Below are 24,127 nucleotides of genomic sequence, written 5' to 3' on the forward strand. Positions count from 1 at the left end.
AAAACAGAACAAGGCTGCTGACACTTTGCTGGGCAACACAGCACATTTTTTAAGCATTGACCTGATCAGTCAACTCCAGCACAAAGCGACGCAGCCAACGGCTTTCTTCATCGTGCTCTTTATTAATGTCCCAAATCATGGACACCACAAAAGACGGCACACGCAGCGGCACCGGCGAGACCGCTAAACGGCTATTGCACTCTACAAAAGAATGCGCCGCGTAATCAGGCATAGTCAACACCAAAGGGCTGCCAATAATGGCATTGATCGCCCCGGAGAAATGGGTGAAAGACGCCTTGACCTTGCGCTGCAAACGTTCGGCATCAAACAGCTCGTCAACAAACCCACGCAGCCCATCAAAAGACACCCGGCCATGCCGTGCATGCAGATATTCCTGCTTGCTCATCGGCGTCGAGAACTGCGTGGTTTCCTTGTCGTAGACACAGATATACGACGCCGAAAACAGCACTTGCGACTTATGCATGGTGCTCAAGAATTTGGGGCTGGAGCAAATCGCCAGGTCCGCCCCATGCTCCACCATGCTTTGCGGCCACAGATAGCTATTAGTTTGATAGAAGGAAAAACTAATCGTCCAGCCTTGCTCATCCGCCCTACGAATCATGCGTTTGGCCAGCATGTTCTCCAGATCATCAGACAAGGCAATCCGAAAAACCCGGCTGGAGCGCGTGGGGTCAAAATCCTGCTCGGACGTTACCAGCGCCGAGATGCTTTTCAAGGCCTCCGATATCTGCGGGGCAATCTCCAAAGCCCGGTGCGTAGGCGCCATGCCGTGCGAGCCACGTGTAAACAGCTCGTCATTGAAGACCACCCGCAACTTGCGTAAAGACGCGCTGACCGCACCCTGGGTCAGGAATAAAGCATTGGCGGCCTTGGTCACGCTGCGCTCGTTCATCAAGCACTGGAACACCAGCAGCAGGTTCAGGTCCATCCGCCTGATATTAGCAATATTAATTGAGGCCATTTTTATAATTAGTTTGAATAATTATTTGCCTTGATTAGACTAAAAATCAGCCACAACCACAATAAGGGTCAGGTTTTCACCTGATCTACACGAGGAGATCAACATGGGCACTGCTACCGTCGCCCCTCAGCATGCCAATGCTGCACCCCCAGGCCAACCAGGCTTGAGTAAAAAACAAGTCGTTGCCGTAGGCATCGGCAACTTCATGGAATGGTTTGACTTTGCCATCTATGGCTACTTTGCCGCCATCATCGGCAACATCTATTTCCCGTCAGACGCCGCGGGCGTCTCTTTGTTGTCCTCACTGGCGGTGTTTGCCGTTGGCTTCGTATCACGCCCCTTTGGTGCTCTGATTTTAGGCCCCATTGGCGACCGTTTTGGCCGCAAAACCGTCCTGATGATTACGGTGTTCGGCATGGGTGTTTTCACCACTTTGATCGGACTGCTGCCCGGCTATGGAACGATAGGCATCCTAGCCCCCATCCTGCTGGTTGTACTGCGCTTTTTGCAAGGCATGATGGTGGGTGGCGAATGGTCGGCTGCCGGTATTTTCCTGGTGGAAAGCGCCCCCTCCAACCGTCGCGCATCAGCGGCCAGCGTAGTCACTTTTACCGCGGGCGTCGCCTTCTTGATGGGCACCGCCACCGCAGCGGCCATCAATGCCAATTTGACGGAAGCCCAGGTCTATAGCTGGGGCTGGCGTGTGCCCTTCGTGCTGTCCATTGTGATGACCTTTATTGCCGTCTTTATTCGCCGCAAATTGAATGACACGCCGGTCTACCACGAACTGCAAGAGAAAAAAGCCAACAACACACTGAAACCTGTTGCACGCAAAGACAAGCTCAACGCCTTTGTCCTGTCATTCGCGTTTTCAGCTCTGTTTCTGGTATCGCTGTACTACTTCATCACCTACGCCAACAACCACCTGGTGTCCGTTCTGGGCATGAGCAAGACATCGGCCCTGTGGCTTTGCAGTGCCTCGTTGGTGGTGTATTGCATTTTGCACCCGCTGGTTGGCCGCTTCTCGGACCATTATGGTCGCCGCAAACTGGCCTTGTTCGCCGCTGCAGGCCTGACAGTCATGGCTTACCCGATCTTTGTGATGATGAATTCCGGCAAACCTGCGCTCATCCTGCTGGGCCTGACCATCATGGCCTTCCTGGTGGCGATCTCCGCCGTCATGAACGTAGTGCTGCTGGTGGAAGTGTTCCCCGCTTCGATTCGCTCGACCGGTGCCGCGCTGGGACACAACGTCTCGTCAGCCCTGCTGGCTGGACCGGGTCCTTTCATTGCCGCTGCCTTGATCCAGTACACCGGTAACCCCAACGTACCAGCCTGGTACCTGGCCGGAGTATCTCTGGTGTGCTTTCTGATCCTGTATACCCGCCTGCCCGAAACCAAGAACGTGAACTTGTCGGCAGGCTGACCTTTCAAGGAGACCTAGTTATGAGCAAAGTTGCTGTTATACAAGCGGCATCCATTCCTTTCGATTCTGTCAGCAGTGTTGAAAAAGCCGCCACCATCTTGCAACGCGTTGCCGCCAACGGTGCCACCCTGGCCGTCTTTCCCGAAGCCTTTCTGGGCGGTTACCCCAAAGGCATCAGCTTTGGCAGCGTCATTGGCAACCGCCGTCCCGAAGGCCGTGCCCTGTACCAAATGTATGTCGATGGTGCCGTCAGCCTGGGCGGCCCAGAACTAGAAGCGCTGGCCGATGCAGTGACCCAAAGCGGTGTATACACCGTGATGGGCGTCATCGAAAAAATGGGTCGTACCCTGTACTGCACCGCCCTGACACTGGCTCCCGGCAAAGGCGTCGTGGGTATCCACCGCAAGCTGATGCCAACCGGCCAGGAACGTCTGGTCTGGGGCTTTGGCGATGGATCAACCATGGGCACCGTGGATACGCCTATGGGCCGTATCGGCAATGTGATTTGCTGGGAAAACTACATGCCTGCCCTGCGCCAGACCATGTATGCCCAAGGCACGGAAATTTACTGCACCCCCACCGCAGACGACCGCCCCACCTGGGCCGCGTCCATGGTGCACATCGCAGTAGAAGGCCGCGTGTTTGTGCTGTCCGCCTGCCAGGCCATCCGCTTGAACAACTATCCCGAATCCTTCCAAAGCGAATTTGCCCTACCCGGCGAATTTGCCCCGGACAGCTACGTGATGCACGGCGGCAGCATGATCGTCAGCCCAACCGGCGAAGTGCTGGCTGGCCCCGTGTTTGACGAAGAAACCGAGCTGTATGCCGAACTGGACATGGATCTGCTGAAACAAGCGAACCTGGACTTTGATGTATACGGCCATTACTCACGCCCTGACATCTTCTCCTTGCATGTAGACACCCGCGCCAAGCAGGTTGTCAAACTGCAAACCGAAGATTCGGCTGAATAAAACCGCTAAATCCTGCACAGAAAAAACCGGCCCCATAAGGCCTATGCTTTATGGGGCCGGACTTGCTTTGAGCACGAGTACAACATACGACCTGCACCGACTCTTTCCTGTCATAGCTCTCTTTTATATCCCTGGCTTTAGCTCAAGGCCAAGGGGTCCAACACGGGCTGATACGCAGACAACTGTAGCTGTGTCTCGTCCAGACCCATTCCCTGCGCCAGAAGAGCCAACATCGTCGGGCTCAACGGGACCAATCCTTTCTCAATTACGTTGTACTCCGCCACGCTGATACCTAAACGGCCAGACAAACGCTCGCGCTTAATTTCCAGATACTCACGCCAGGCGCGTATCAAGGTCCAACGGTGAGTACGCATATCCTTCAACACCACATAAGGAATGCCTTTGTCCGAACGGACAAAACGCGGGGCTGCCATCAACTTGCGCACACACTCGTCTTTCATGGAGTCGCGGGTCAACAGATGGGCATACAGCACTGCCTGCTCAGGCAGCGTGCGAGGATCAATATCGTCTGTGGTCAACAAGTATGTATTCATCATGGCTGACAAACCTACAGTTGTAAGAGGGTTCTCTGACCCTTGAACTTACCGCTCCCCCTTGCCCAGGTCTGTCAGACTATTCTGAAAGTGTGCTCTCCCCTCCCCATCCGCTGATTCTGGTCAGAAGAACACGCTCAGACAGACAATAAAAATGCCCCTGCCCATGAAAACCACCGCAAGATTGGACCAATATCCGACTTCTTGGGGCAGCTCACCACGGCCAAAGGCACTCTTCCAAAAAAACTCCGCTCAACTAAATCTAGCTGAACCCAAAAACCCAACACACTCCGACGCCCAACCCACATCCCAAGTACCACACATCAATACGTGAACCCATCCCTTACAGCCCGGACAACAGCACAAAAGCCGCTATCCATAGAGCCTTGGGCAATTAGGGGATTGGGGCGATCCAGACCACTTGCCGCGGGCGAGAGATTACGCAGGGGTGCAAGCATCCTGCTGTTCGTGCCCGGCGCTTGTACGGGGTCCGCGGGACCCAGTACCGGGCAAGTTCAGGATGCGCCCTGCGTAATCTCACGACAAGGGCACCCACATCAAAGCAATCAGAAGTTATATTTCACCCCACCAAAGAAGCTTCTCCCATTCCCCGCCAAATACGTAGGCATCGCTTCCGAAGCCGAGCGTCGAATCACATAACTGCTGGCATAGGTCTTATCAAAAATATTATCCGCCATCAGATACGCACTCCAGTGCTTGTCATGCTGATACGAGACCTTGAAGCCCCAAATCGCATACGCATTTTGATGCGTGCCTTCCACGTTCTGATGATTCGTTGGCGTATCCGAAGCCAACCAGCGCACATTAGGCCCAAAGCGCCAGCCGCCACGGCGATACATCAACTCCGCCCCCAATAAATGCTTGGGCACCCCGGCAATACGATTGCCCTCATACTCACCCCCACGGAAGCGAAAATCACTGTAGGTATACGACAAGCGATAATCCCAACGCCCCGCTGCCGGAGCAGGCAACGATCCACTCAGGCCCGCCTCCAAACCCTGATGCCGAGTGCGATCGCCATAATTGAACGTCACCGACGACGCACCCGTCGCATCACTGACAGCCATCAGCTCATCTTTCACATTGCTGCGATACACCGCCAAAGACCAATCCACTGCCGACTCGCCACTGCCCAGGCGCCCCGCCCCGCCCAACTCAAAGGTCGTGGCCTTCTGAACATCCAACTCAGTCAGTCCCGTCACCGCCGAGCGCACATTCATAGGCTGCGGCACTTCCGCGCTGATAATCTCCCAATACGTAGGCGCCTCATGGCTGCGGCTGACATTGGCAAACACCCGCAAGTCCTCAGACGGTTTCCACACCACGCCCAACTTCGGGCTGGCATAAGACCACTTCTGATTCAAGGTATCGCCCCCCAAACGGTTGCGCGCATCCCGTACCGCCTGGCTGTACTTCACATCCCCCACCACCGTCCACTGCGGCGCCACATTCCAGCTCAAACCCAAGAGCGCATTGCGGTTTTCAGCCCGCAGACGATAGTCCCCGAAAAATAGAGCACGGCTGCCATTAGCGGGATTGACCGCATACAGCTCGCGATCCATATCACTGCGCGCCCAATCCAAGGCGACGCGATAATCCAGACTCCCTTCACGCCCGGCCACCTGCCACTGCGCCCCGTAGGTATGCCCCTCGGTCGGCGATGACACTTGGGGATTGGTAAAAGTATCGTCCACCGTCTGCCAATACAGGCCCACGGTCTGGTTGAAATCTTCCGTCCCCCAATAGCTGCGGTTAGCCAAACGGAACTGCGTGGCCTTGCGATTCGGATCACGTTGATACACATTGGCCGCCTTGTCCTGCGGCGTCCCGTAATCGCCCATCACACTGCGCGGGTCGCTATAAAGACGCTCACGCGGCACCACGTTGGGAATATCAAACTTCAAATCCACGTAAGACAGATACGTGCGGTTCTCGAACTGCCCGCGCTTGAAGCCGATATTGCCCTGCACATTAGTACGCTCGGAATCCGAGTGATGACGGTAGCCATCAGCCTTGTCATGACTCACAGCCAAACGCCCGTCAAACTCATCCGTCTGAAAACCCTTGGCAGCATACAAACCCAAACGCCCAAAGCTACCGCCTTCCACGCTGATGGTGTCGCCTTGCGTACCATTCATGGAGCGGAAATCCAGCTCACCACCCAAGGTGGTCGCCCCTGGTGACAAAGCGTTGGCACCACGTCGCACGCTAATCAAAGAGCTATTGCGAGGCTCCAGAAAACCAATCACAAAAGAGCCATCCGCCTCGTTCAACGGCAAGCCATCTTGCAGCAGCAAGACACCCCGGTTAACTGGATTGCTTTGAATCCCCGAGCCGCGAATATTGAGCCGTGGCTGATCAATCCCGCCAAAGAAATCCTGGACGATCAGGCCGGGCTGATAATCCAAGGCATCACGCAAAGTCACCAGCCGCACCTCTTCCTGCGGCTGAATCAGGTTCGTGCCGCCGGGCACGGCATCCAGGCGGGCTTTTTCCTGCCGTAGATCAGCCTGCAGCACGCTTTGCCCGACAGGCGCCTTGATGACAATGGGAGACAAAGTGGAGGTAGACGGGTCGGCCCAGGCGGCGCCCGACCACAGCCCTCCCAGCGCCAGGCTGATCGTCAGCCGACGCAATACAGGAACGTGTGACATCGTATTCTCGATAGAAAGTGAAATTACCAGTGCAGATAAAACATGGTCTTGGCCAGGATCACGATCCCGACCATGTGACAGAACACGCTTAAGTGAATGCGCTTGAAGTGGATGGACTTCATACGTCCAGTGCGCCGCAAGGTCATGGCCGTCAGAAAGTGGCCAAAGACACTGAGCGCCAACAGAATTTTGATGGTCAGAAACAGGCCCAAGGTGTTGTCAAAAGGATGGGCCAGCGCCTCCCGGTGATGCCAGGCCAAACTTACTCCCGCGCTATATAACACCAGCAGCACCCAGGGCATGATGCGGCGGGCTCGGTCCCCGATGGCAATTTCAAGAGTTCGCATGGCCTCTCGTGGAACGTGCTTGCGTATGCCTTCCAGCATCAAAACTTCAAAAAACACCGTGCCGATGAAAAACAGAGCGGCAAACAAATGGAACAGCAAAATCACGGGGTAGGCAGTCATGGCGTCAAAGCCTCCTGAGACAAGAGTTGGGCATACAAGGAATCGGCCAGCTGCTCACGTGCAGCAGTATCGCCAGGGCTAGCGAGCTCAAACAATTGACCCTGCCCTTTTTGCAGGAGCAGGCAGGAGTCCGCGACCCGCATCAGTTCTCGGGGTTGATGGCTGACATAAAGCAGCGCCGCCCCCGTCTCTTCCAGACAACGCAGGCACACCTGCGCCAAGCTATTGCGCAAGGCCGGGTCCAGAGCGCTGAAAGGCTCGTCCAGCAACAAAAGATCGGGCTGCAAGGCAAAGGCACGCGCCAAGGCGACTCGCTGGGCCATGCCACCGGACAGTTCACCCGGCCAGGACTGGGCCACATCGGCCAGCTCTACCTGGGCCAGCCAATACAGAGCGCGCTCTTTGGCTTGTGCGGCCGACAAACCTTGCGCCCGCAACGGAATCTGTACGTTATCCAGCACGCTGCGCCAAGGCAGCAAACGCGGTTGTTGAAACACCAGCACAGGATGAAGAAATTCACTCCAGAGCTGACCGCTATCCGGTTTGAGCAAACCCGCCACCAAACGCAGCAACGTGCTTTTACCTTCACCGCTGGGACCGAGCACGCCCAAACGCTGCCCGGCCTTCAAGGTGAAACTCAGATCCTGCAAAACCGGCTTTTGCCCAAACAGCACCTGGACATGGCTTAACTCAAGCATGGCTTTCCTCCCGCCACTGTCCCAGGCGGCGCTGCAAAGGTTGCAGCAGGATGAATTCAATGGCGGCGACCAAGCCTAGAATCAGTACAACCCAGGCATACAGCTCGGCACTATCAAAGGTGCTGCGTGCATTGGCCAGGGCATAGCCCGCGCCACTTTCAGCACCCAGCACTTCGGCCATCACCACCAGCCGGACACCGCCGCAGCAGGCAATCAGCAAGGCGGCCGTTAACGGAGCCGTCAAAGAAGGTAGATACAGATGACGCAGACGACGCCACCAACCCAGGCGGTAGACATGGCTCATCTCGATCAAGTCGCGATCCACCTGCAACATGCCTTTGACGGTATTGACGTACATGCCCGGCACCATCATCAGCACCGTCATGAAAATCACCATGCTCGAACCCAGACCAAACCACAGCATGGCCAGCACAACGACCACCACAGGGGGTATGGCCATCAACAGCCAACGCAAAGGCTCCAGCAGGCCACGCAAACGTGGGCTATGTGCAGCCAGAATCCCTAAAGTGAAACCAATGGAGCAGCCCACGCTGACACCAATCGCAACCCGTAGCAGGCTGGCTCCGGCATCGTTCAGAAAACGTCCCGACATCACCAGACGCGGGATGGCACGGGCGGTTTCCATAGGCGTCGCCATCAATAAAGGCCCCAAAAACAGGGCACTGAGCTGCCAGCACAGCAGTATCAGCAGCACGCCCAAGACGCCCCAGGCGCGCGAGCTATGGGCCGACAAATGTGGCTTGGTTTTCATGGTCCATAGAACTCGGCAGCAGGCAGACCACCACCCAAAGCTTGGGGATGCTGACCAGCCAGCAATTGATACAGCGCTTCCAGCTGTGAGCGAATTTCGCTGGCCGGGCGGCTGTCCAGACGCGTTTTCTCGATTGCGGTTTGAATAGCGGGGACCGGGAACTGCGGCAAGTACTGCTGAACCATTTGCGCGCATTCCTGCGGCTGTTGACTGCACCAGCGAGCAGACTCGGCATAGGCCCGTTCCACGGCCTGATTCAACTCGGTGTCGTGGGCCACCGTAACGTTTGCCATGACGCCCGCTTGTGGCAGAGCTTGTTGCTTTGGAAAAACCTCGGCCCAGGCTTGTTCCAGGCTTTGCCCACGGTGCAATTCCACCTTCTTCTGCTCTGCCTGCCACAAGAGTAAGGAGGCCGTTGGCTCGACCAGCAAGGCTTGATCGCCCTGCCCGGTCAGCATCAGCGCAATCGCGTCCTGAGCATCACGGGTGCGGCGCAAACGCACGGCTTCCTTGCCCGGCTCGGATTGCTTGGCCAGCAAGGTGTCCAGCAAGACAGCGGGTAGATCGCGCTGGAATGGCACCAGCAGTTCTTTACCGGCCAAATCGCTAAAGCTTTTGACCGCAGGATCACGGCTGACCAGCCACAAAATCCCCCAAACCGAGATATTCAGCTGTTTAACGGTCTGGCCCTTGTTGAACATCAACGCAGACAAATTGCTGGGAACAGCGCTGTAATCCACTTCGTTCTTGGCTAACAGCACGCGCAGCTGATCGGGGTTTTGCCACAGACGAAACTCCAGCTTGTCCGTGTACTGGCTCAAGGCTTGGGTTTGCACCATATGCATCAAGGGATAGGACACCACCGCGCCAGGGCCAGCCAGTGTCAGGGCTTCATAGCGGGGAGCGGCCTGTGCACTTACGGCTGATGAGACCAAGAACAAACTAAACAATGCACGCCCTAGAGCAATGCGCCTCGTAAGCGGGCGGCTATCCCTTTCAAGAACTCCTTGTGCCCTGAACACCAGCTCGTTTTCCAGAGAAGCGCCTCTAGTCTGGGAAACAAGCTGGCTTATGGAACGCTCACTCGCTGGCTTAGCTGTGGCCGGCAGACGTCGACCTGAACGGGCTCTTTTTCCCTGGGAGGCAGCCCAGCGGCAAAACCATCGATAGATATATGGCATGAAGATTCGTATAATGAGAACTATTATCAAGTGGGAATTCTCCCATCTTCATCCCGCTACCCAAATGACAAAAGTCAACATGCCCGGCCAGCGTCCACCTCTGTCTGAATTGCTGGCCCACCACCGTCTCTTGCAAGGTTTGCCCCCGGAGGTTGCCCTGCATCTGTGCCTGGACGCACAGACCATGCAGGCCAACGCCGGGCAGATTCTGTTCAACGAAGGGGACGAAGCCCGATATTGCCTGCTGGTGGACAGCGGCCAGGTAGAAATTCTGCGCTATAGCCAAAATGGCGATGAACGTGTCTTCAATGTGTTCGAACCCGGCCAGATGGTGGCTGAAGCGGCCATGTTCATGCCTCATGGCCGCTACCCCATGTGCGCCCGCGCTAAGGGGGCGGCACGGGTGTACAAGCTCTCGCGTAGCAGTCTGCAAGAAGCCTGCCGTCGCTGGCCCGAACTGGCCATGAATATGATGGCGGGGCTGAGTAGCGCCCTGTATGCGCAGGTCAATAAAGTGGACTGGATTTCAGCCAGTTCAGCCGCCGAGCGCTTGGCAAACTACTTGCTGAACCTGCAAGCGCGCCAAGGGGAAAATATTCAATTGCCCTTGAACCAACGACAATTGGCCGCCCATTTGGGCATACGCGCCGAAACCTTAAGCCGCCTGTTCACCGACTGGCAGGCGCGCGGTTATGTCAGTGGCAAACGCAGCGACTGGCAGGTACACGACCAGGCCCATCTGCGTCGCTTGGCCAGTCCCGCGCAACGTTCGTTTTAATAAGCTCAGATGTAATCGAAGCAAAACGGAAGCTAGCTTCAGCCCAGAGCCGGATTTGCTCCGTCTCTATGCACTCATGACTTTTGTCATTTGAAGACCTTCCAAGCAGACCGAGAATGCCGACTTTTAGCTTCTCTGGTTGATGCTCATGACAGACTCGTCCCTCCAGGCCGATTACACAGAAACCGATATTCGCCAACTGGTGACCCAGTTTTATGCCCAAGTACGGCAGGATGGGCAGCTAGGCCCCATCTTTGAACAGAATGTGCAGAACTGGGACGAGCATCTGGATATGTTGTGCGACTTCTGGTCGGCCATCTTGTTAGGAACGCGCCGCTTCAAGGGCGCTCCCATTGCACGCCATGCGGCCCTGCCTGAACTGTCCTGGCCCCTGTTCGAGCGCTGGCTGGAAATTTTCAACCAAACCACCGCTACACTGGGCAAACCCGCACTTCAATACAAGGCAGACGCGATGGCAGACCGCATAGCCGCCAAACTCTGGCAGACCTATCAGGCACAAAGCAGTCAAACACGCCTGCCCGACACCTTGCCGCCCGGCCTGGAACGCTACAGCCAATCGCCGGTGTTCACCCCGGACAATCTGCCTGACGCCTTGCGCCGTGCCCACAACACCAAATCAGGCACCTGGGGCTTGCTGCGAGTGCAAACTGGCGTGCTGCGCTTTGCGCTGGACCAGGAGCCTTTTACCGAAGTGGTTCTGACAGCCGGACAGTGTGTTGCCATCGAACCCCAAGTTCTGCACCACGTAGAGTTTGAATTGCCCGGCAGTTTCCAGATCGAATTCTTCAAACAAGTCCGCTAAATTGAAAAATTCCCTTACAAATAATAGGTGAATACCCTCAAGGGGTACGTCACTTGCGGCTCCGGCGTGAAAATCTCAATAGAATCAAGATTGTCCTTGATCAATATGACACGCCCTTCGGGCAGTTAGCCATAAGTTCAACGCTTATACTGTTCAACTATAAAACAGGGGCAACGCTCACAAGGCAGCCCCCTGACGATTTCAAACACGAAAACACATCCATATTGGAGAGCCGCATGGTGAACATGAATCGGCGTCAGTTCTTCAAAGTGACGGGGGCCTCGCTGGCTAGTTCCAGCATGGTTTTGCTGGGCGCTGCGCCCACCCCCGCCATGGCGGAAGTCAGGCAGTACAAGCTGACCCGCATGACAGAGACGCGAAATACCTGTCCTTACTGTTCTGTAGCCTGTGGGGTACTGCTGTACTCCCGTGGTGACGGTGCCATGAATGCCGAACCCAGCGTGGTTCACATCGAAGGCGATGCCGACCACCCGGTCAATCGCGGCACACTCTGTCCGAAGGGCGCTGGCTTGGTGGATTTCATCAAGAGCCCCAACCGCCTCAAATACCCCGAATACCGCGCCGCTGGCTCGGACAAGTGGGAACGAATTTCTTGGGATGACGCCTTCTCGCGCATTGCCAAGCTGATGAAAGAAGACCGCGACGCCAACTTCCAGGCTACGGCTGAAGACGGCACCGTGGTCAACCGTTGGCTGACCACCGGCATGCTGGCTGCTTCGGCAAGCAGCAACGAAGTGGGCTATATCACCCATAAAGTCGTCCGCAGTATGGGCGTTCTGGCGTTCGATAACCAAGCACGTGTCTGACACGGCCCGACGGTGGCAGGTCTTGCCCCGACGTTTGGCCGTGGAGCGATGACGAACCATTGGGTCGACATCAAGAACGCGGATATTGTGCTGATTATGGGCGGCAACGCAGCCGAGGCGCACCCCTGTGGGTTCAAATGGGTGACCGAGGCCAAAGCACACAACAATGCAAAACTGATCGTTGTGGATCCACGCTTTACGCGTTCGGCATCCGTAGCGGACTTTTATGCGCCTATACGTACTGGTAGTGACATCACCTTCCTGGGTGGCGTCATCAAATACCTGCTGGATAACGACAAGATCCAGCACGAATACGTGCGCAACTACACCGATATGCCCTATATCGTGCGCGAAGACTTTGACTTCGTGCAGGGGCTGTATTCGGGCTACAACGAAGAAAAACGCAGCTACGACAAGTCCTCCTGGGACTACGAGCTGGGAGAGGACGGTTTCGTCAAAACCGACCCCACCCTGCAACACCCCCGCTCCGTCTATCAACTGCTGCGCAAGCACTACGAGCGCTACACGCCCGAGATGGTGGAACGCGTCTGTGGCACGCCCAAAGACAAATTCCTGAAAGTCTGTGAAATGCTGGCCTCGACGGCATCGCCCGATCGCGCCGGTACCATTCTGTATGCACTGGGCTGGACGCAACACAGTATTGGTTCGCAGATCATCCGTACCGGTGCCATGGTGCAGTTGCTGCTGGGCAATATTGGTATTGCCGGCGGCGGCATGAACGCCCTGCGCGGACACTCCAACATTCAGGGCCTGACGGACCTGGGTTTGATGTCCAACCTGCTCCCCGGATATCTGACTTTGCCTAACCAGGCCGAGAAAGATTTTGACGGCTACATCGGCGCGCGTGCCCAACAGCCGCTACGCCCCAACCAGCTCAGTTACTGGCGCAACTACAAGAAGTTCCACGTCAGCCTGATGAAGGCCTGGTTTGGAGATGCAGCCCAAGCCGACAACAACTGGGCCTTTGATTACCTGCCCAAGCTGGACAAGCTCTACGACATGCTGCAAGTGTTCGAGCTGATGGATCAGGGCAAGATGACGGGCTATATCTGTCAGGGCTTTAACCCCTTGGCAGCGGCGCCGTACAAGGCCAAGCTGCTGCGTGGTTTCTCCAAGCTCAAGTACATGGTCATCATGGACCCGCTGGTCACGGAAACGTCGGAATTCTGGCGTAACTATGGCGAGCACAATGATGTCGATTCCGCTTCCATCCAGACCGAAGTCTTCCGTCTGCCCACCACCTGTTTCGCCGAGGAAGAAGGCGCACTGGTGAACTCGGGCCGCTGGTTGCAATGGCACTGGAAGGCCGCCAACCCACCGGGCGAGGCCAAGAGCGACATTGAAATCATGAGTACGCTGTTCACGCGTATGCGCTCGCTGTATCAGACCGAAGGCGGTGCTTTCCCTGACCCGATCCTGAACCTGTCCTGGCCTTACTCCAATCCGGATGATCCAACCGCCGCTGAACTGGCCAAGGAATACTCCGGACGGGCCTTGGTGGATCTGCATGATCCCAAAGACCCCAGCAAGGTCACGCGTAAAGCCGGTGAGCAGTTGGACGGCTTTGCCGAATTGCGCGACGACGGCAGCACGCTCAGCGGTTGCTGGATTTATGCCGGGGCCTGGACGCAGCAAGGCAACCTGATGGCTCGCCGCGACAATAGCGATCCAACCGGAATCGGCCAGACGCTGAACTGGGCCTGGGCCTGGCCAGCGAACCGACGTGTGCTCTACAACCGCGCATCCTGTGATGTAAACGGCAAGCCCTTTGACCCACGCCGCAGTCTGGTTCATTGGGACGGCAAGCGCTGGGGTGGTGCGGATATCCCTGACTACAAGGCCGACGAAAATCCGGCTGATGGCATGGGCCCGTTCATCATGAACCCTGAAGGGGTAGCCCGCTTCTTTGCCCGCAAAGGCATGGCAGAAGGTCCCTTCCCCGAGCATTACGAGCCTTTTGAAAGTCCACTGAGCTATAACCCGCTCAGCCCCGATGAACCACGTGCCGTCAGCAATCCGGCAGCCCGTGTCTTCAAGGACGATCTGGCTTCCATGGGTACGGTAGACAAGTTCCCCTATGTGGGCACCACCTACCGCCTGACCGAGCACTTCCACTACTGGACCAAGCACGTCAAGCTGAATGCAATTATCCAGCCGGAACAGTTTGTGGAAATTGGCGAGGAACTGGCCAAGGAAGTAGGCGTTGTGCAAGGCGACCGCGTCAAGGTGTCCTCCAACCGTGGCTACATCAAGGCCGTCGCGGTGGTGACCAAGCGCATCAAGGCTCTGAATGTGGACGGTAAGACAGTCCACCATGTGGGCATCCCCTTGCACTGGGGCTTTGTGGGTCTGGCCCGACCGGGTTTCCTGATCAATGCACTAACGCCACCGGTTGGTGACGGTAACTCGCAGACGCCGGAAACCAAGTCCTTCCTGGTTCAACTTGAAAAGGTTAAGGAGTAAGCCATGGCCTTGCAATCCCTTGATATCAAACGGCGCTCCGCAACCACCACCCCCATGCCCAGCGTGCGCGAGCCCGCGGGCGGGGAAGTGGCCAAGCTGATCGACACCAGTAAGTGCATTGGCTGTAAGGCTTGCCAAGTCGCCTGCATGGAATGGAACGATACGCGTGACGAAGTCGGCCACAACGTCGGGGTGTATGACAACCCGGCGGACCTGACCGACAAGTCTTGGACCATCATGCGCTTTGCGGAGTATGAAAACCCCGTCGGCGATCTGGAATGGCTGATCCGCAAAGACGGCTGTATGCACTGCGAGGACCCAGGCTGTCTGAAAGCCTGTCCCTCGCCGGGCGCCATTGTGCAGTACACCAACGGCATTGTGGATTTCCACGAGGAAAACTGCATTGGCTGCGGCTACTGCGTTACCGGCTGTCCTTTCGATGTGCCCCGCATCTCGGAAAAGGACAAGAAAGCCTATAAGTGCACCTTGTGTTCGGACCGTGTGGCGGTCGGACAGGAACCGGCCTGTGTCAAAACCTGTCCTACCGGCGCGATTGTGTTCGGTACCAAAGAGGATATGCAGCATCACGCCTCCGAACGTATCGAAGACCTGAAATCGCGCGGCTTTGAAAATGCAGGTCTGTACGACCCGGCTGGAGTGGGCGGCACCCACGTTATGTACGTGCTGCACCACGCCGACAAGCCCGAGCTGTACAGCGACTTGCCCAAAGACCCGCAGATCAGCCCCATGGTCTCGCTCTGGAAGGGAGTGGCCAAACCTTTGGGTGTCGCTGCCATGGCACTGACCGCCCTGATTGGTTTCTTCCACTACATCCGAACTGGTCCTAACGAGACTGACGAGGAAGACGAGCGCCGCGCCGACGAGGAAGCACGCAAGATCCAGGAGGCTCACCATGACTGATCGCAACCGCAAGGGCTTGATTCAGCGCTACACCACCAGTCAGCGCATTAATCACTGGATCATTGCCATGAGCTTTGTGCTGCTGGCCTTGTCCGGGCTGGCGCTGTTTCATCCCTCAATGTACTGGCTGAGTAATCTGCTTGGCGGCGGCCCGTGGACACGCATTCTTCACCCATTTATTGGCGTGGTGATGTTTGTGTGTTTTTTCCTGTTTGCGGCCCGTATGATGCGGCACAATATGTTCGTCAAGGGTGACGCGGCCTGGCTGCGCCACTTCAAGGATGTGCTTGATGCCAAAGACGAGCGCATTCCCGAGGTAGGCCGCTACAACGCCGGGCAAAAGATCCTGTTCTTTGCCTTGGTGCTGTTCATGCTGGGGCTGCTGGCAACAGGTTTGGTGATGTGGCGCGAATACTTTTCCGCCTTCTTCCCAATCTGGGGCATACGTCTGGCCTCGGTGTTGCACGCCATCTTTGCCCTGCTGATGATTTGCGCGATTATCGTGCATATCTATGCCGGTATTTGGGTAAAGGGTTCGGTCAAAGCCATGACCCAGGGGACGGTTACCCGTGCCTGGGCCTGGAAACACCACCGTGCCTGGTTCCGTGAAGAAATGGAAAAGAACCCCAGCCGTCCAGCTGAGTAAGCTTGTATCTGGTTCATAAGCAACCCGGCTGCCATGCGCCATCTAGGGCATGGCAGCCTTGTTTTCAGGAGTCTGTCTTGCAACGCATCCTTCCGCGCGGCGAAATCGAAAGTCTGGACCACACCTCCATCCCCCGACTGCGCCTGCCAGTGCGAGCCAGCGTCTTTGCTGACCGGGCGGCGCGTCTGCGCCAATTGGCCACCGATAATCCAGCGGGCGCATACCTGCTCTTGCTGGCTCATCTGGTCGACGGACAGCACAAACAACTGAGCGCCCTGCCTGCGGCAGCGTTACCGGCAGAGGTGCTGGCTACCGCCCAAACCCACGGCATGCCGCCCTTGCTGGCATCGGGCTGGAAACGTGATCCACAGTGGCTCAGCATATTGGGCAGCCTGCTCAATCACATGATCAACACCCCTGGCGTACCTGGCGCCGCTCAACAAGTCTGCCAAGACTTGCTGAACAAAGCACAGTCCACACCGCAGAAGCTGGAAGATCTGGCTGACGCGCTTCTGGCCGAGCAACTGCCCGAACAAGATGGTGCTGCTGCCCCCTTTGTCATGGCCGCCTTGCAGGTGTACTGGACACACCTGGCCTGCTCGCTGACCGAGGAGCAACTGTCTGTTATCAGCCCTTTTGGCGTTTGCCCATCCTGCGGCAGCTTGCCTGTGGCCAGCGTGGTACGTGTCGGTGGCCGTGAAGATGGCTGTCGTTATATGTGCTGCCCGCGCTGCAGCGTGGAATGGCATCTGGTGCGCGTCACCTGCTCGCACTGCGAAGACACCAAAAGCGTGGCTTACCACGCCATTGAAGATGGCCCGGAAGGCATCAAGGCCGAGTCCTGCGACAAGTGCCATACCTACCGCAAAATCTTCTATCAGGAAAAGCAGTTAGGCCTGGACCCGGTAGCCGACGATCTGGCTAGTCTGGCTCTGGATGTTTTGATGGGTGAAGAAGGGTATTCCCGCGCCAGCGGCAATCCGCTTCTTTGGCATCAGTCTTAAGCTAAGATTCCCCTACGCCTTGTGCTGATGCGCAAGGCGTAGCTGATGGACCCCGCCCATAGACTCAAATGCCTGCCTTTGAATGATGAGCCCAACTCCTGATCTCTCCCCCGCCCATATCCCTTCCCTGGACCGCCTGCTGCGCTCGCCGGACTTTGAGCCCTTGCTGAGTCAGTTCGGCCACACACGCGTCAGTCAAAGCACCCGCGCTCATCTGCAAACGCTACGGCAAGCCGTTTTGAACGGAACATTGAGCCCTCAAGATCTAGAGCCTGCTCAGTTGGCCAAGACACTACAGGCTCAGCTCACTGCCGAGTCCCGACTGCAGCTACGCCCTGTTTTTAATCTGACCGGCACCGTGCTGCACACCAATCTGGGCCGTGCGCTGCTGCCCGACGAGGCGATACAGGCTGTCGTTCAAGCCATGCGCTCACCTGCGAATCTGGAGTTTGATCTGGAAACCGGAGGTCGAGGCGACCGCGATGACCTGATCAACCCCTTGCTCTGCGAACTGACCGGGGCTGAAGCCGCCACGGTGGTCAACAATAACGCTGCTGCTGTGCTGCTGATGCTCAGCACCCTGAGCCCCCGGCGCGAAACCGTGGTGTCGCGCGGCGAATTGGTGGAAATAGGCGGTGCCTTTCGCATCCCCGACATCATGAAACGCGCTGGTGCCCGTTTGCACGAAGTGGGCACCACCAACCGCACCCACGCTGCTGACTACGAAAATGCCATCAACGAGCACACCGCCATGTTGATGAAAGTGCATTGCAGCAACTACGCCGTCAAAGGCTTCACCAAAAGCGTGTCGGTAGAAGAAGTCGCACAGATCGCCAAAAAACATGGCATCCCCACCAGCGTGGATCTGGGCAGTGGCACACTCGTAGACCTGAGCCAATGGGGTCTGCCGCCTGAACCCACCGTGCGCGAGACCATCGAAGCCGGGGCCGATATCGTGACGTTCAGCGGCGACAAGCTGCTCGGTGGCCCCCAGGCAGGCCTGATCGTGGGCCGCGCCGACCTGATTGCCAAGATCAAAAAAAACCCGCTAAAACGCGCCCTGCGCGTCGGCAAAATCACCCTGGCTGCTCTGGAACCCGTATTGGCTTTGTACCGATCTCCCGAACGCCTACCCGAACACCTGACCACTCTGCGCCTGCTGACCCGCCCTTCGACTGAAATGCGCGCCCAGGCCCTACGTCTGGCCCCGATACTGCAGAAATGGGTAGGTACCTTATTTACGGTCGAGCCCACCGCCATGCTTAGCCAGATTGGCAGCGGCGCATTGCCTGAAGACGTGCTACCCAGCTTTGGCCTGCGCTTTGCCTATACAGGCACCGGCCGGCCGGGTCGCCATCTGACTCAGCTGGAAAAACGCCTGCGCACTTTGCCCCAACCCGTTATTGGGCGCATTGCGCAAGATGCCTTTTGGCTAGACCTGCGCTGTCTGGAAGAAGCATTCGAAGCTGATTTCAGCGCGCAACTGACTCCCGAGCAAGCATGATTGTTGGTACCGCAGGCCATATCGACCACGGCAAAACCACCTTAATCCGCGCCTTGACCGGCGTAGATACTGACCGTCTGGAAGAAGAAAAGAAGCGCGGTATTTCTATCCAGCTGGGTTATGCCTACACGCCTTTGCCCGACGGGCAGATTCTGGGTTTTATCGATGTGCCGGGCCACGAACGCCTGGTTCACACCATGGTGGCAGGCGCGACCGGTATCGATTTTGGCCTGTTGATTGTCGCTGTGGATGACGGCGTCATGCCGCAGACCCGCGAACATCTGGCCGTGCTGCAATTACTAGGTTTGCAGGCAGGTGCGATTGTCTTGAGCAAGGCTGATCGCGCCGATGCGGCACGCATTGACTCCGTCAAAGCCGAGCTACAGGCTCTTGTCCAAGGAACCTTCTTACAAGATGCCACTGTCTTTGTGGTCGATGCATTGTCCGACGACAAACCCGGCCTGGAAACATTGCGCCAGCATTTGCACGCACAGGCTATGCAATCCGCCAAGCAGGATGGCCAAGGCTATTTCCGCTTGGCCATTGACCGTGTTTTCACGCTGCAAGGCCATGGCACTGTCGTCACCGGTACCGTGCACGATGGCATTCTGGATCTGGACGCGGCGGCTATCGATTTACGTTTGATGCCTCGCGGTACACCAGTAAGGGTGCGCAGTATCCACGCCCAGAATCAGGCATCGCGCCAAGCACTGGCTGGCCAACGCTGTGCGCTGAACCCGGGCGGGATCGATGTGCAGAATATTGAACGTGGGGACTGGCTAGCCGATGCCCGCTGCTTCATTCCGTCCACGCGTATCGACGTAGAACTCAGCTTGCTGGACAAAGACATACCCGCCTTGCGCACTTGGTCGCCCTGGCATGTACACATGGGTGCCGCACATCTAACGGCGCATGCCGTACCTTTGGATGGTGAGTTCTTACAGCCCGGCCAGACTGGCAAAGTGCAGTTGGTCTTTGATCACCCCATTTGCGCCATGACAGGCGAGCGTTTTATCTTGCGCAATGCCCAAGCCAGCGAAACCGTGGGCGGTGGCATCGTGCTGGACCCCAATGCGCCGGATCGCAAACGCCGCTCCACCACACGCTTGGCCTGGCTGAATGCCTTGGCACAATGGACACGCGGTGGCCCACTGGAAAACCTGCTGGCCCATGCCCCCTATGGATTGGACGAGGAAACACTGCTGCGCCTGTCTGGCGGCGCACAGCATCGTTTAACAGCTCCTGCTAAGGCCCGTTGGCACACCGGATCACGCCCACAAAGTCAGGCTATTTTACTTAGCGATGCTCGTCTGGAAGCACTATGCCAGCACATAGAAAGCGTGATGCTTCAGTTTCACGAGCGCAATTCAGATGAGCCCGGCCTGTCCATCAGCCGCTTGCGGCGCATGGCCGCGCCCACCATGTCCGACGCCATCTGGCAGTTGTTGACCGAGCATCTGCTGGCAGAACAACGTCTGGCACGTCAGGGAGCCTGGCTGCATACACCCGGACACCGCGTCACCCTCAGCCCAGAGGATGAGGCTCTGGCAAGCAGTTTGCGCCCCATGATCGAAGCCGGCCGTTTTGACCCACCCTGGACGCGCGATCTGGCCAAAGAAACCGAGCACCCCGAGGACCAAACCCGCGCGGTATTACGTCGCCTGGTACGGCAGGGGGAGCTATTTCAAATCGTGCATGATCTGTTCTATCACCGTCGCCAGATTGCGATTTTGGCCAATATCATCCGCGAACTGCATACCGGCCAAGGCGTGAGCGCCGCACAGTTTCGTGATGCCACAGGGCTGGGCCGCAAACGCGCCATTCAGATTCTGGAGTTTTTTGACCGCATGGGCTACACAAGACGGGTGCGAGATCGCCATGTATTGCGTGGAGAAACCTGGGCCACAGCGGATTAAGTAAAAAAGCGTTGAACAAGCACCAAGCTGGCAGCGCCCTGATCGTTGAAGCGTAATCGGCCCTAACGTATGATAGGGCCTCGATGGAAAGCATCCGTGCCCGGTGGCACGGCCGGGCTTCAAACCCGGTTGGGGGCGTCAGACGTTCCCAGGTAGGTTCGACTCCTGCTGCTTTCCGCCAATTACCTGCACCGCCATAGACCTGTCTTGACTCCTAGCTCTTAGCTAAGCCTGCTTGTCTGACACCGCGCGCCGCCCTGCTGTCGGCCCTTGATCGGAACATGTCACCGCCAACACCTGAGCCTGCTGCTCACCCAAGCTGAGCACGCTATGCGGCAGTTCCGAATCGAAATACACCGAGTCACCCGCCTCCAGGCTAATGCTGTGCTCCGCGATCGTCACTTGCACCTGCCCCTGGATCACAAACAAGAACTCCTCGCCCCCATGCGGAAAAGTCGGTGCGGGCTGCTGCTTGTCATGCGGGGGATAAATCACAAACGGGTCCATCAAACGAAAGCGCCGGCGTCCTGCCATGCTCTCGTAACGGTACGCACTGTGGCCCGCCACACTGGGTAAAGGCATGCGCTCGTGGCGACGCACCACGCACACACTTTCGTCTTGATCCAGATCTGCCTCGCCAATCAATTGCGACACACCCATGCCATAAGCCTGGGCCAGCTTGACCACGGTAGAAATGGACGGCGCACTGACTGCCCGCTCCAGCTTGGACAGATAGCTTTTGGTCAAACCGGTACGTTGGGCCAATTGCTCCAACGACAAGCCATGTTGGCGACGTAGGGCACGCAGGCGAAAGGGAAGATGGATCATGGGTAAAACAAGAGGTGTAGCGTCCGAGGCGGGCCTCGGAACACATATAAAAAATGGCCCCTTATTCTACTCAAAAACATCCGTATGGCGTTTCAGTGCTTTTCGAGCATAGTATTCAAAGCCAATCTGTGAACGGCGCGGCCTCAAGATCCAATCATGTGCCTCCCGACCCAATTCCGGCGCAATAGGCTTGATCTGCCCCGCCGACATCGCCAACAGTTGCATGCGTGCTGTGCGCTCAAACTGTAAAGCCAAGACACACGCTTCCTCGACCGAGGCCGCCGCCACCAACATCCCGTGATGCGACAAGAGAATGGCACGCTTGTCACCCAAGGCCTGAGCGATGATTTGCCCCTCTTCATTACCGACAGGCACCCCTGGCCAATCCTTTAGAAATGCACAGTCGTCATATAAAGGGCAGTTGTCCATATGTGACACGTTCAGGGGCACCTCCAGCATGGACAGAGCAGCAACATGCAGGGGGTGCGTATGAATGATGCAGTTAACGTCAGGCCGGGCGCGATACACCCAGGAGTGAAAGCGGTTTGCCGGATTGGGCATCCCATACCCATCCAGCACAGTCAGATCCTCGTCTACCAGCAAAATATTGGTCGACGTGATCTCATCAAAACCCAGTCCCAGCTGCTGCGTAAAATAAGTGCCATCCTGCTCACCCCGTGCGGTGATCTGCCCAGCCAGACCGGAGTCATGGCCACCATCAAAAAGAATACGGCAAGTCAGCGCCAGCTTCTCGGGAACACTCCGTTCGGGGATTTCGAAAAGGGCCTGCATCTGGCTCTGCGCCTGCTCAATCAGCACAGACTTAGGCAAGCTCATGGTGTCACTCATATCAACTCCTTTGATAAATTAATATCCTGCTTACAACAACGGGACATAGCCTTCCAGGGCCTGCATACGTTCCAGCCAACGACGCAGCGACGGATAAGGTTGAAGGTCGTACCCCCCCTGCTCCGCCATGCAGGTATAGGGGAACAAGGCGACATCAGCGATGCTGGGCCTGTCACCTACGAAATAGTGCTGTAACTGTAGGTGTGCCTCCATGCAGGCCAGGGCCTTATCACCCAGTTCGCGCCACGCCAGCACCGCAGGATCATCACGCTTCATCGTCCCGCGCAGTTCCACCCACAGCCTGGGCTGTGCAAGGTTGACCATGTGTTGAGTCTGCTCGAAAAACAGCCACTGCAGCACTTGAGCCTGCGCAAGCGCGGCTGTCGGCAGAAAATCCGTACCCCGCGCCAGATACCACAGAATGGCGGCGGATTCTGCCAGCCAGGGCCCTTCTCGCGTTCGCAGCACCGGCACCTGTCCCCAGGGATTGATGCGCCGGAACGCTTCGGTGTCCAGGTCACCCTCTACGATAGACAGGCTGCGTCGCTGTAGCGTTACCCCCAGGTACCCGCACAGCAGCCGTACCTTCCAACCATTGCCGGTGTAGATCGTGTCGATAAGTTCCAGAGCGGGATGGGTCATTGTCTGTGTTTCACTCAAGGCTAATTTCTGCGGTCTGAACAATACGCTGCCACTTGCTGCGCTCAGCCGCGATGAAGTTTTGATACTCGTCCTGGGTACCTGTGTAGACCTGACTGCCTTGTTGTTCCAGCTGAGTTTTGAACTCTGGCTTAGCTAATGTCTTTTGCAATGCCTCCCCCAGCACAACAACGACTTCCTGCGGGGTCCCGGGCGGGGCCAACAAGACGTTCCAGGAGCTGATGCGAAGTTCAGGCGAACCCAGCTCCGCGCTGGAAGGTACTTCAGGGGCAGCAAAGGAGCGCTGACTATCCGCCAGAACCAGGGCATGGAGCTTACCCGCCCGCACCTGCGGCATGATCACTGGAATCGCATCCATGACCATGTCAGCATGTCGACCGACAACGGCGCTGACCGCTTCCCCACCACTTTTGAAGGGAATATGTCGCACATCAACCTGCTCAATCAGCTTGAAAAGCTCGACCCCTAAATGAGGCGCACTGCCTATCCCTGCTGAGCCAAAATTAAGACGTCCCGGCTCCTGACGAGCGAGGTTCACCAGTTGGGCATAACTCTGCGCACCCAGATCTGAACGCACCGCCAGCACATAAGGGGAGCCCGTCACCATGCCAATAGGCACGAAGGCCTGCGGGTCGTAGCTGATCTTGGAGAGAATCAGAGGATTGACCACCTGAGTGCCTACTGTCCCCATGAAAACGGTGTAGCCGTCCGCTTTGGCATTTTGTGCAGCCTGGGCCGCGATCATGCCTCCCGCACCCGCTTTGTTTTCGACAATCACGGTTTGCTCCAACTCCTTACCCAACTGTTGAGCAAGCTGGCGTGCCACCAGGTCTGTGATGCCCCCCGCCCCGAAAGGCACAATCAAGCGCACCGGCTGAGCGGGGAACGTTGTTGCTTGCGCCGCCCCCGTCATCATCATCATCAAGGCCGCCCACCCGGCCAGTTGCAACACACCTGTCTTTTTCATTGGATGTCTCCTGAACTTTTTAAATTTGAATTGTTCAAGACACATTCTTATTAAAAAGACCCATCGTGTCAATTAGTGGAAATTATGTCCTCCATGAATTAATCAGAACGTTGGATTTATTACCTTGAAGAAGCATTGGCGCTATTCACGCGATTTTCCGTGTGTGAAATCTAAACAAAAAAGACAAGCTATTT

The 24,127-nt window shown here is 56.8% G+C and carries 21 protein-coding genes and 1 tRNA gene; 11 read left to right on the forward strand and 11 right to left on the reverse strand.

Annotation, left to right across the window (positions count from 1 at the left end):
* Positions 1–49 precede the first annotated feature (49 nt).
* Positions 50–949, reverse strand: coding sequence for a LysR family transcriptional regulator (locus tag IE156_RS11430; RefSeq protein WP_229841245.1), 900 nt, complete (start codon positions 947–949; stop codon positions 50–52).
* A 136-nt stretch (positions 950–1,085) separates the two neighbouring features.
* Between IE156_RS11430 and IE156_RS11435 the strand changes: the two genes are divergently transcribed.
* On the forward strand, positions 1,086–2,408 hold the full coding sequence (locus tag IE156_RS11435) for an MFS transporter (RefSeq protein WP_189392655.1): 1,323 nt from the start codon (positions 1,086–1,088) through the stop codon (positions 2,406–2,408).
* A gap of 20 nt (positions 2,409–2,428) precedes the next feature.
* Positions 2,429–3,379, forward strand: coding sequence for a carbon-nitrogen hydrolase family protein (locus IE156_RS11440; protein ID WP_189392656.1), 951 nt, complete (start codon positions 2,429–2,431; stop codon positions 3,377–3,379).
* A 137-nt stretch (positions 3,380–3,516) separates the two neighbouring features.
* Here the strand turns inward: IE156_RS11440 and IE156_RS11445 are convergent, their stop codons facing one another.
* From IE156_RS11445 to IE156_RS11470, 6 genes are all read right to left on the reverse strand, one after another.
* A complete protein-coding gene (locus IE156_RS11445; RefSeq protein WP_189392657.1) occupies positions 3,517–3,936 on the reverse strand; it encodes a helix-turn-helix domain-containing protein in 420 nt (139 codons plus the stop codon).
* A 563-nt stretch (positions 3,937–4,499) separates the two neighbouring features.
* The gene (locus IE156_RS11450) at positions 4,500–6,608 is read right to left on the reverse strand and encodes a TonB-dependent receptor family protein (RefSeq protein WP_189392658.1); all 2,109 of its coding nucleotides are present in this window, start codon (positions 6,606–6,608) and stop codon (positions 4,500–4,502) included.
* Positions 6,609–6,631: 23 nt separating this feature from the next.
* The gene (locus IE156_RS11455) at positions 6,632–7,075 is read right to left on the reverse strand and encodes a CopD family copper resistance protein (protein WP_189392659.1); all 444 of its coding nucleotides are present in this window, start codon (positions 7,073–7,075) and stop codon (positions 6,632–6,634) included.
* Positions 7,072–7,773, reverse strand: coding sequence for an ABC transporter ATP-binding protein (locus IE156_RS11460; protein ID WP_189392660.1), 702 nt, complete (start codon positions 7,771–7,773; stop codon positions 7,072–7,074). Before IE156_RS11460 ends, IE156_RS11455 begins: the two co-directional genes overlap by 4 nt.
* A complete protein-coding gene (locus tag IE156_RS11465) occupies positions 7,766–8,545 on the reverse strand; it encodes an ABC transporter permease (RefSeq protein ID WP_189392661.1) in 780 nt (259 codons plus the stop codon). The genes IE156_RS11460 and IE156_RS11465 overlap by 8 nt, the downstream gene beginning before the upstream one ends.
* Complete coding sequence (locus tag IE156_RS11470) at positions 8,542–9,495, reverse strand: ABC transporter substrate-binding protein (protein ID WP_229841247.1); 954 nt, start codon at positions 9,493–9,495, stop codon at positions 8,542–8,544. The genes IE156_RS11465 and IE156_RS11470 overlap by 4 nt, the downstream gene beginning before the upstream one ends.
* A gap of 295 nt (positions 9,496–9,790) precedes the next feature.
* On the opposite strand from IE156_RS11470, the gene IE156_RS11475 reads away from it, so the two are divergent.
* From IE156_RS11475 to IE156_RS11515, 9 genes are all read left to right on the forward strand, one after another.
* The gene (locus IE156_RS11475; RefSeq protein ID WP_189392662.1) at positions 9,791–10,504 is read left to right on the forward strand and encodes a Crp/Fnr family transcriptional regulator; all 714 of its coding nucleotides are present in this window, start codon (positions 9,791–9,793) and stop codon (positions 10,502–10,504) included.
* A 148-nt stretch (positions 10,505–10,652) separates the two neighbouring features.
* Positions 10,653–11,327 carry a TehB-like domain-containing protein gene (locus IE156_RS11480; RefSeq protein WP_189392663.1) on the forward strand — a complete coding sequence of 225 codons (675 nt, stop codon included), beginning with the start codon at positions 10,653–10,655 and terminating at the stop codon, positions 11,325–11,327.
* A 236-nt stretch (positions 11,328–11,563) separates the two neighbouring features.
* Positions 11,564–14,638 (forward strand): formate dehydrogenase-N subunit alpha, encoded by a 3,075-nt coding sequence (gene fdnG, locus IE156_RS11485; protein ID WP_189392664.1) that lies wholly within the window; start codon positions 11,564–11,566, stop codon positions 14,636–14,638.
* Between the two features lie 3 nt (positions 14,639–14,641).
* On the forward strand, positions 14,642–15,559 hold the full coding sequence (gene fdxH, locus IE156_RS11490) for a formate dehydrogenase subunit beta (protein ID WP_189392665.1): 918 nt from the start codon (positions 14,642–14,644) through the stop codon (positions 15,557–15,559).
* Positions 15,552–16,205, forward strand: coding sequence for a formate dehydrogenase subunit gamma (locus IE156_RS11495; protein ID WP_189392666.1), 654 nt, complete (start codon positions 15,552–15,554; stop codon positions 16,203–16,205). The genes fdxH and IE156_RS11495 overlap by 8 nt, the downstream gene beginning before the upstream one ends.
* 77 nt (positions 16,206–16,282) lie before the next feature.
* The gene (fdhE, locus tag IE156_RS11500; RefSeq protein ID WP_189392667.1) at positions 16,283–17,209 is read left to right on the forward strand and encodes a formate dehydrogenase accessory protein FdhE; all 927 of its coding nucleotides are present in this window, start codon (positions 16,283–16,285) and stop codon (positions 17,207–17,209) included.
* An 85-nt stretch (positions 17,210–17,294) separates the two neighbouring features.
* Positions 17,295–18,713, forward strand: a complete 1,419-nt coding sequence (selA, locus tag IE156_RS11505; protein ID WP_189392932.1) for an L-seryl-tRNA(Sec) selenium transferase — start codon at positions 17,295–17,297, stop codon at positions 18,711–18,713.
* Positions 18,710–20,629, forward strand: a complete 1,920-nt coding sequence (gene selB, locus IE156_RS11510) for a selenocysteine-specific translation elongation factor (RefSeq protein WP_189392668.1) — start codon at positions 18,710–18,712, stop codon at positions 20,627–20,629. Before selA ends, selB begins: the two co-directional genes overlap by 4 nt.
* Positions 20,630–20,714: 85 nt before the next feature.
* Positions 20,715–20,810, forward strand: a tRNA-Sec gene (locus IE156_RS11515).
* A gap of 44 nt (positions 20,811–20,854) precedes the next feature.
* Here IE156_RS11515 and IE156_RS11520 read toward each other — a convergent pair.
* The 4 genes from IE156_RS11520 to IE156_RS11535 all read right to left on the reverse strand — a co-directional run bounded on the left by IE156_RS11520 (position 20,855) and on the right by IE156_RS11535 (position 23,933).
* The gene (locus IE156_RS11520) at positions 20,855–21,457 is read right to left on the reverse strand and encodes a helix-turn-helix domain-containing protein (protein ID WP_189392669.1); all 603 of its coding nucleotides are present in this window, start codon (positions 21,455–21,457) and stop codon (positions 20,855–20,857) included.
* 66 nt (positions 21,458–21,523) lie between these two features.
* The gene (locus tag IE156_RS11525) at positions 21,524–22,306 is read right to left on the reverse strand and encodes an aldolase (protein WP_189392670.1); all 783 of its coding nucleotides are present in this window, start codon (positions 22,304–22,306) and stop codon (positions 21,524–21,526) included.
* 30 nt (positions 22,307–22,336) lie between these two features.
* Positions 22,337–22,948, reverse strand: a complete 612-nt coding sequence (locus tag IE156_RS11530) for a glutathione S-transferase family protein (RefSeq protein ID WP_189392671.1) — start codon at positions 22,946–22,948, stop codon at positions 22,337–22,339.
* Between the two features lie 10 nt (positions 22,949–22,958).
* Complete coding sequence (locus IE156_RS11535; RefSeq protein WP_229841249.1) at positions 22,959–23,933, reverse strand: Bug family tripartite tricarboxylate transporter substrate binding protein; 975 nt, start codon at positions 23,931–23,933, stop codon at positions 22,959–22,961.
* Positions 23,934–24,127: the final 194 nt, after the last annotated feature.

The sequence above is a fragment of the Alcaligenes pakistanensis genome, from assembly GCF_014652815.1.
GTDB lineage: Bacteria > Pseudomonadota > Gammaproteobacteria > Burkholderiales > Burkholderiaceae_B > Alcaligenes > Alcaligenes pakistanensis.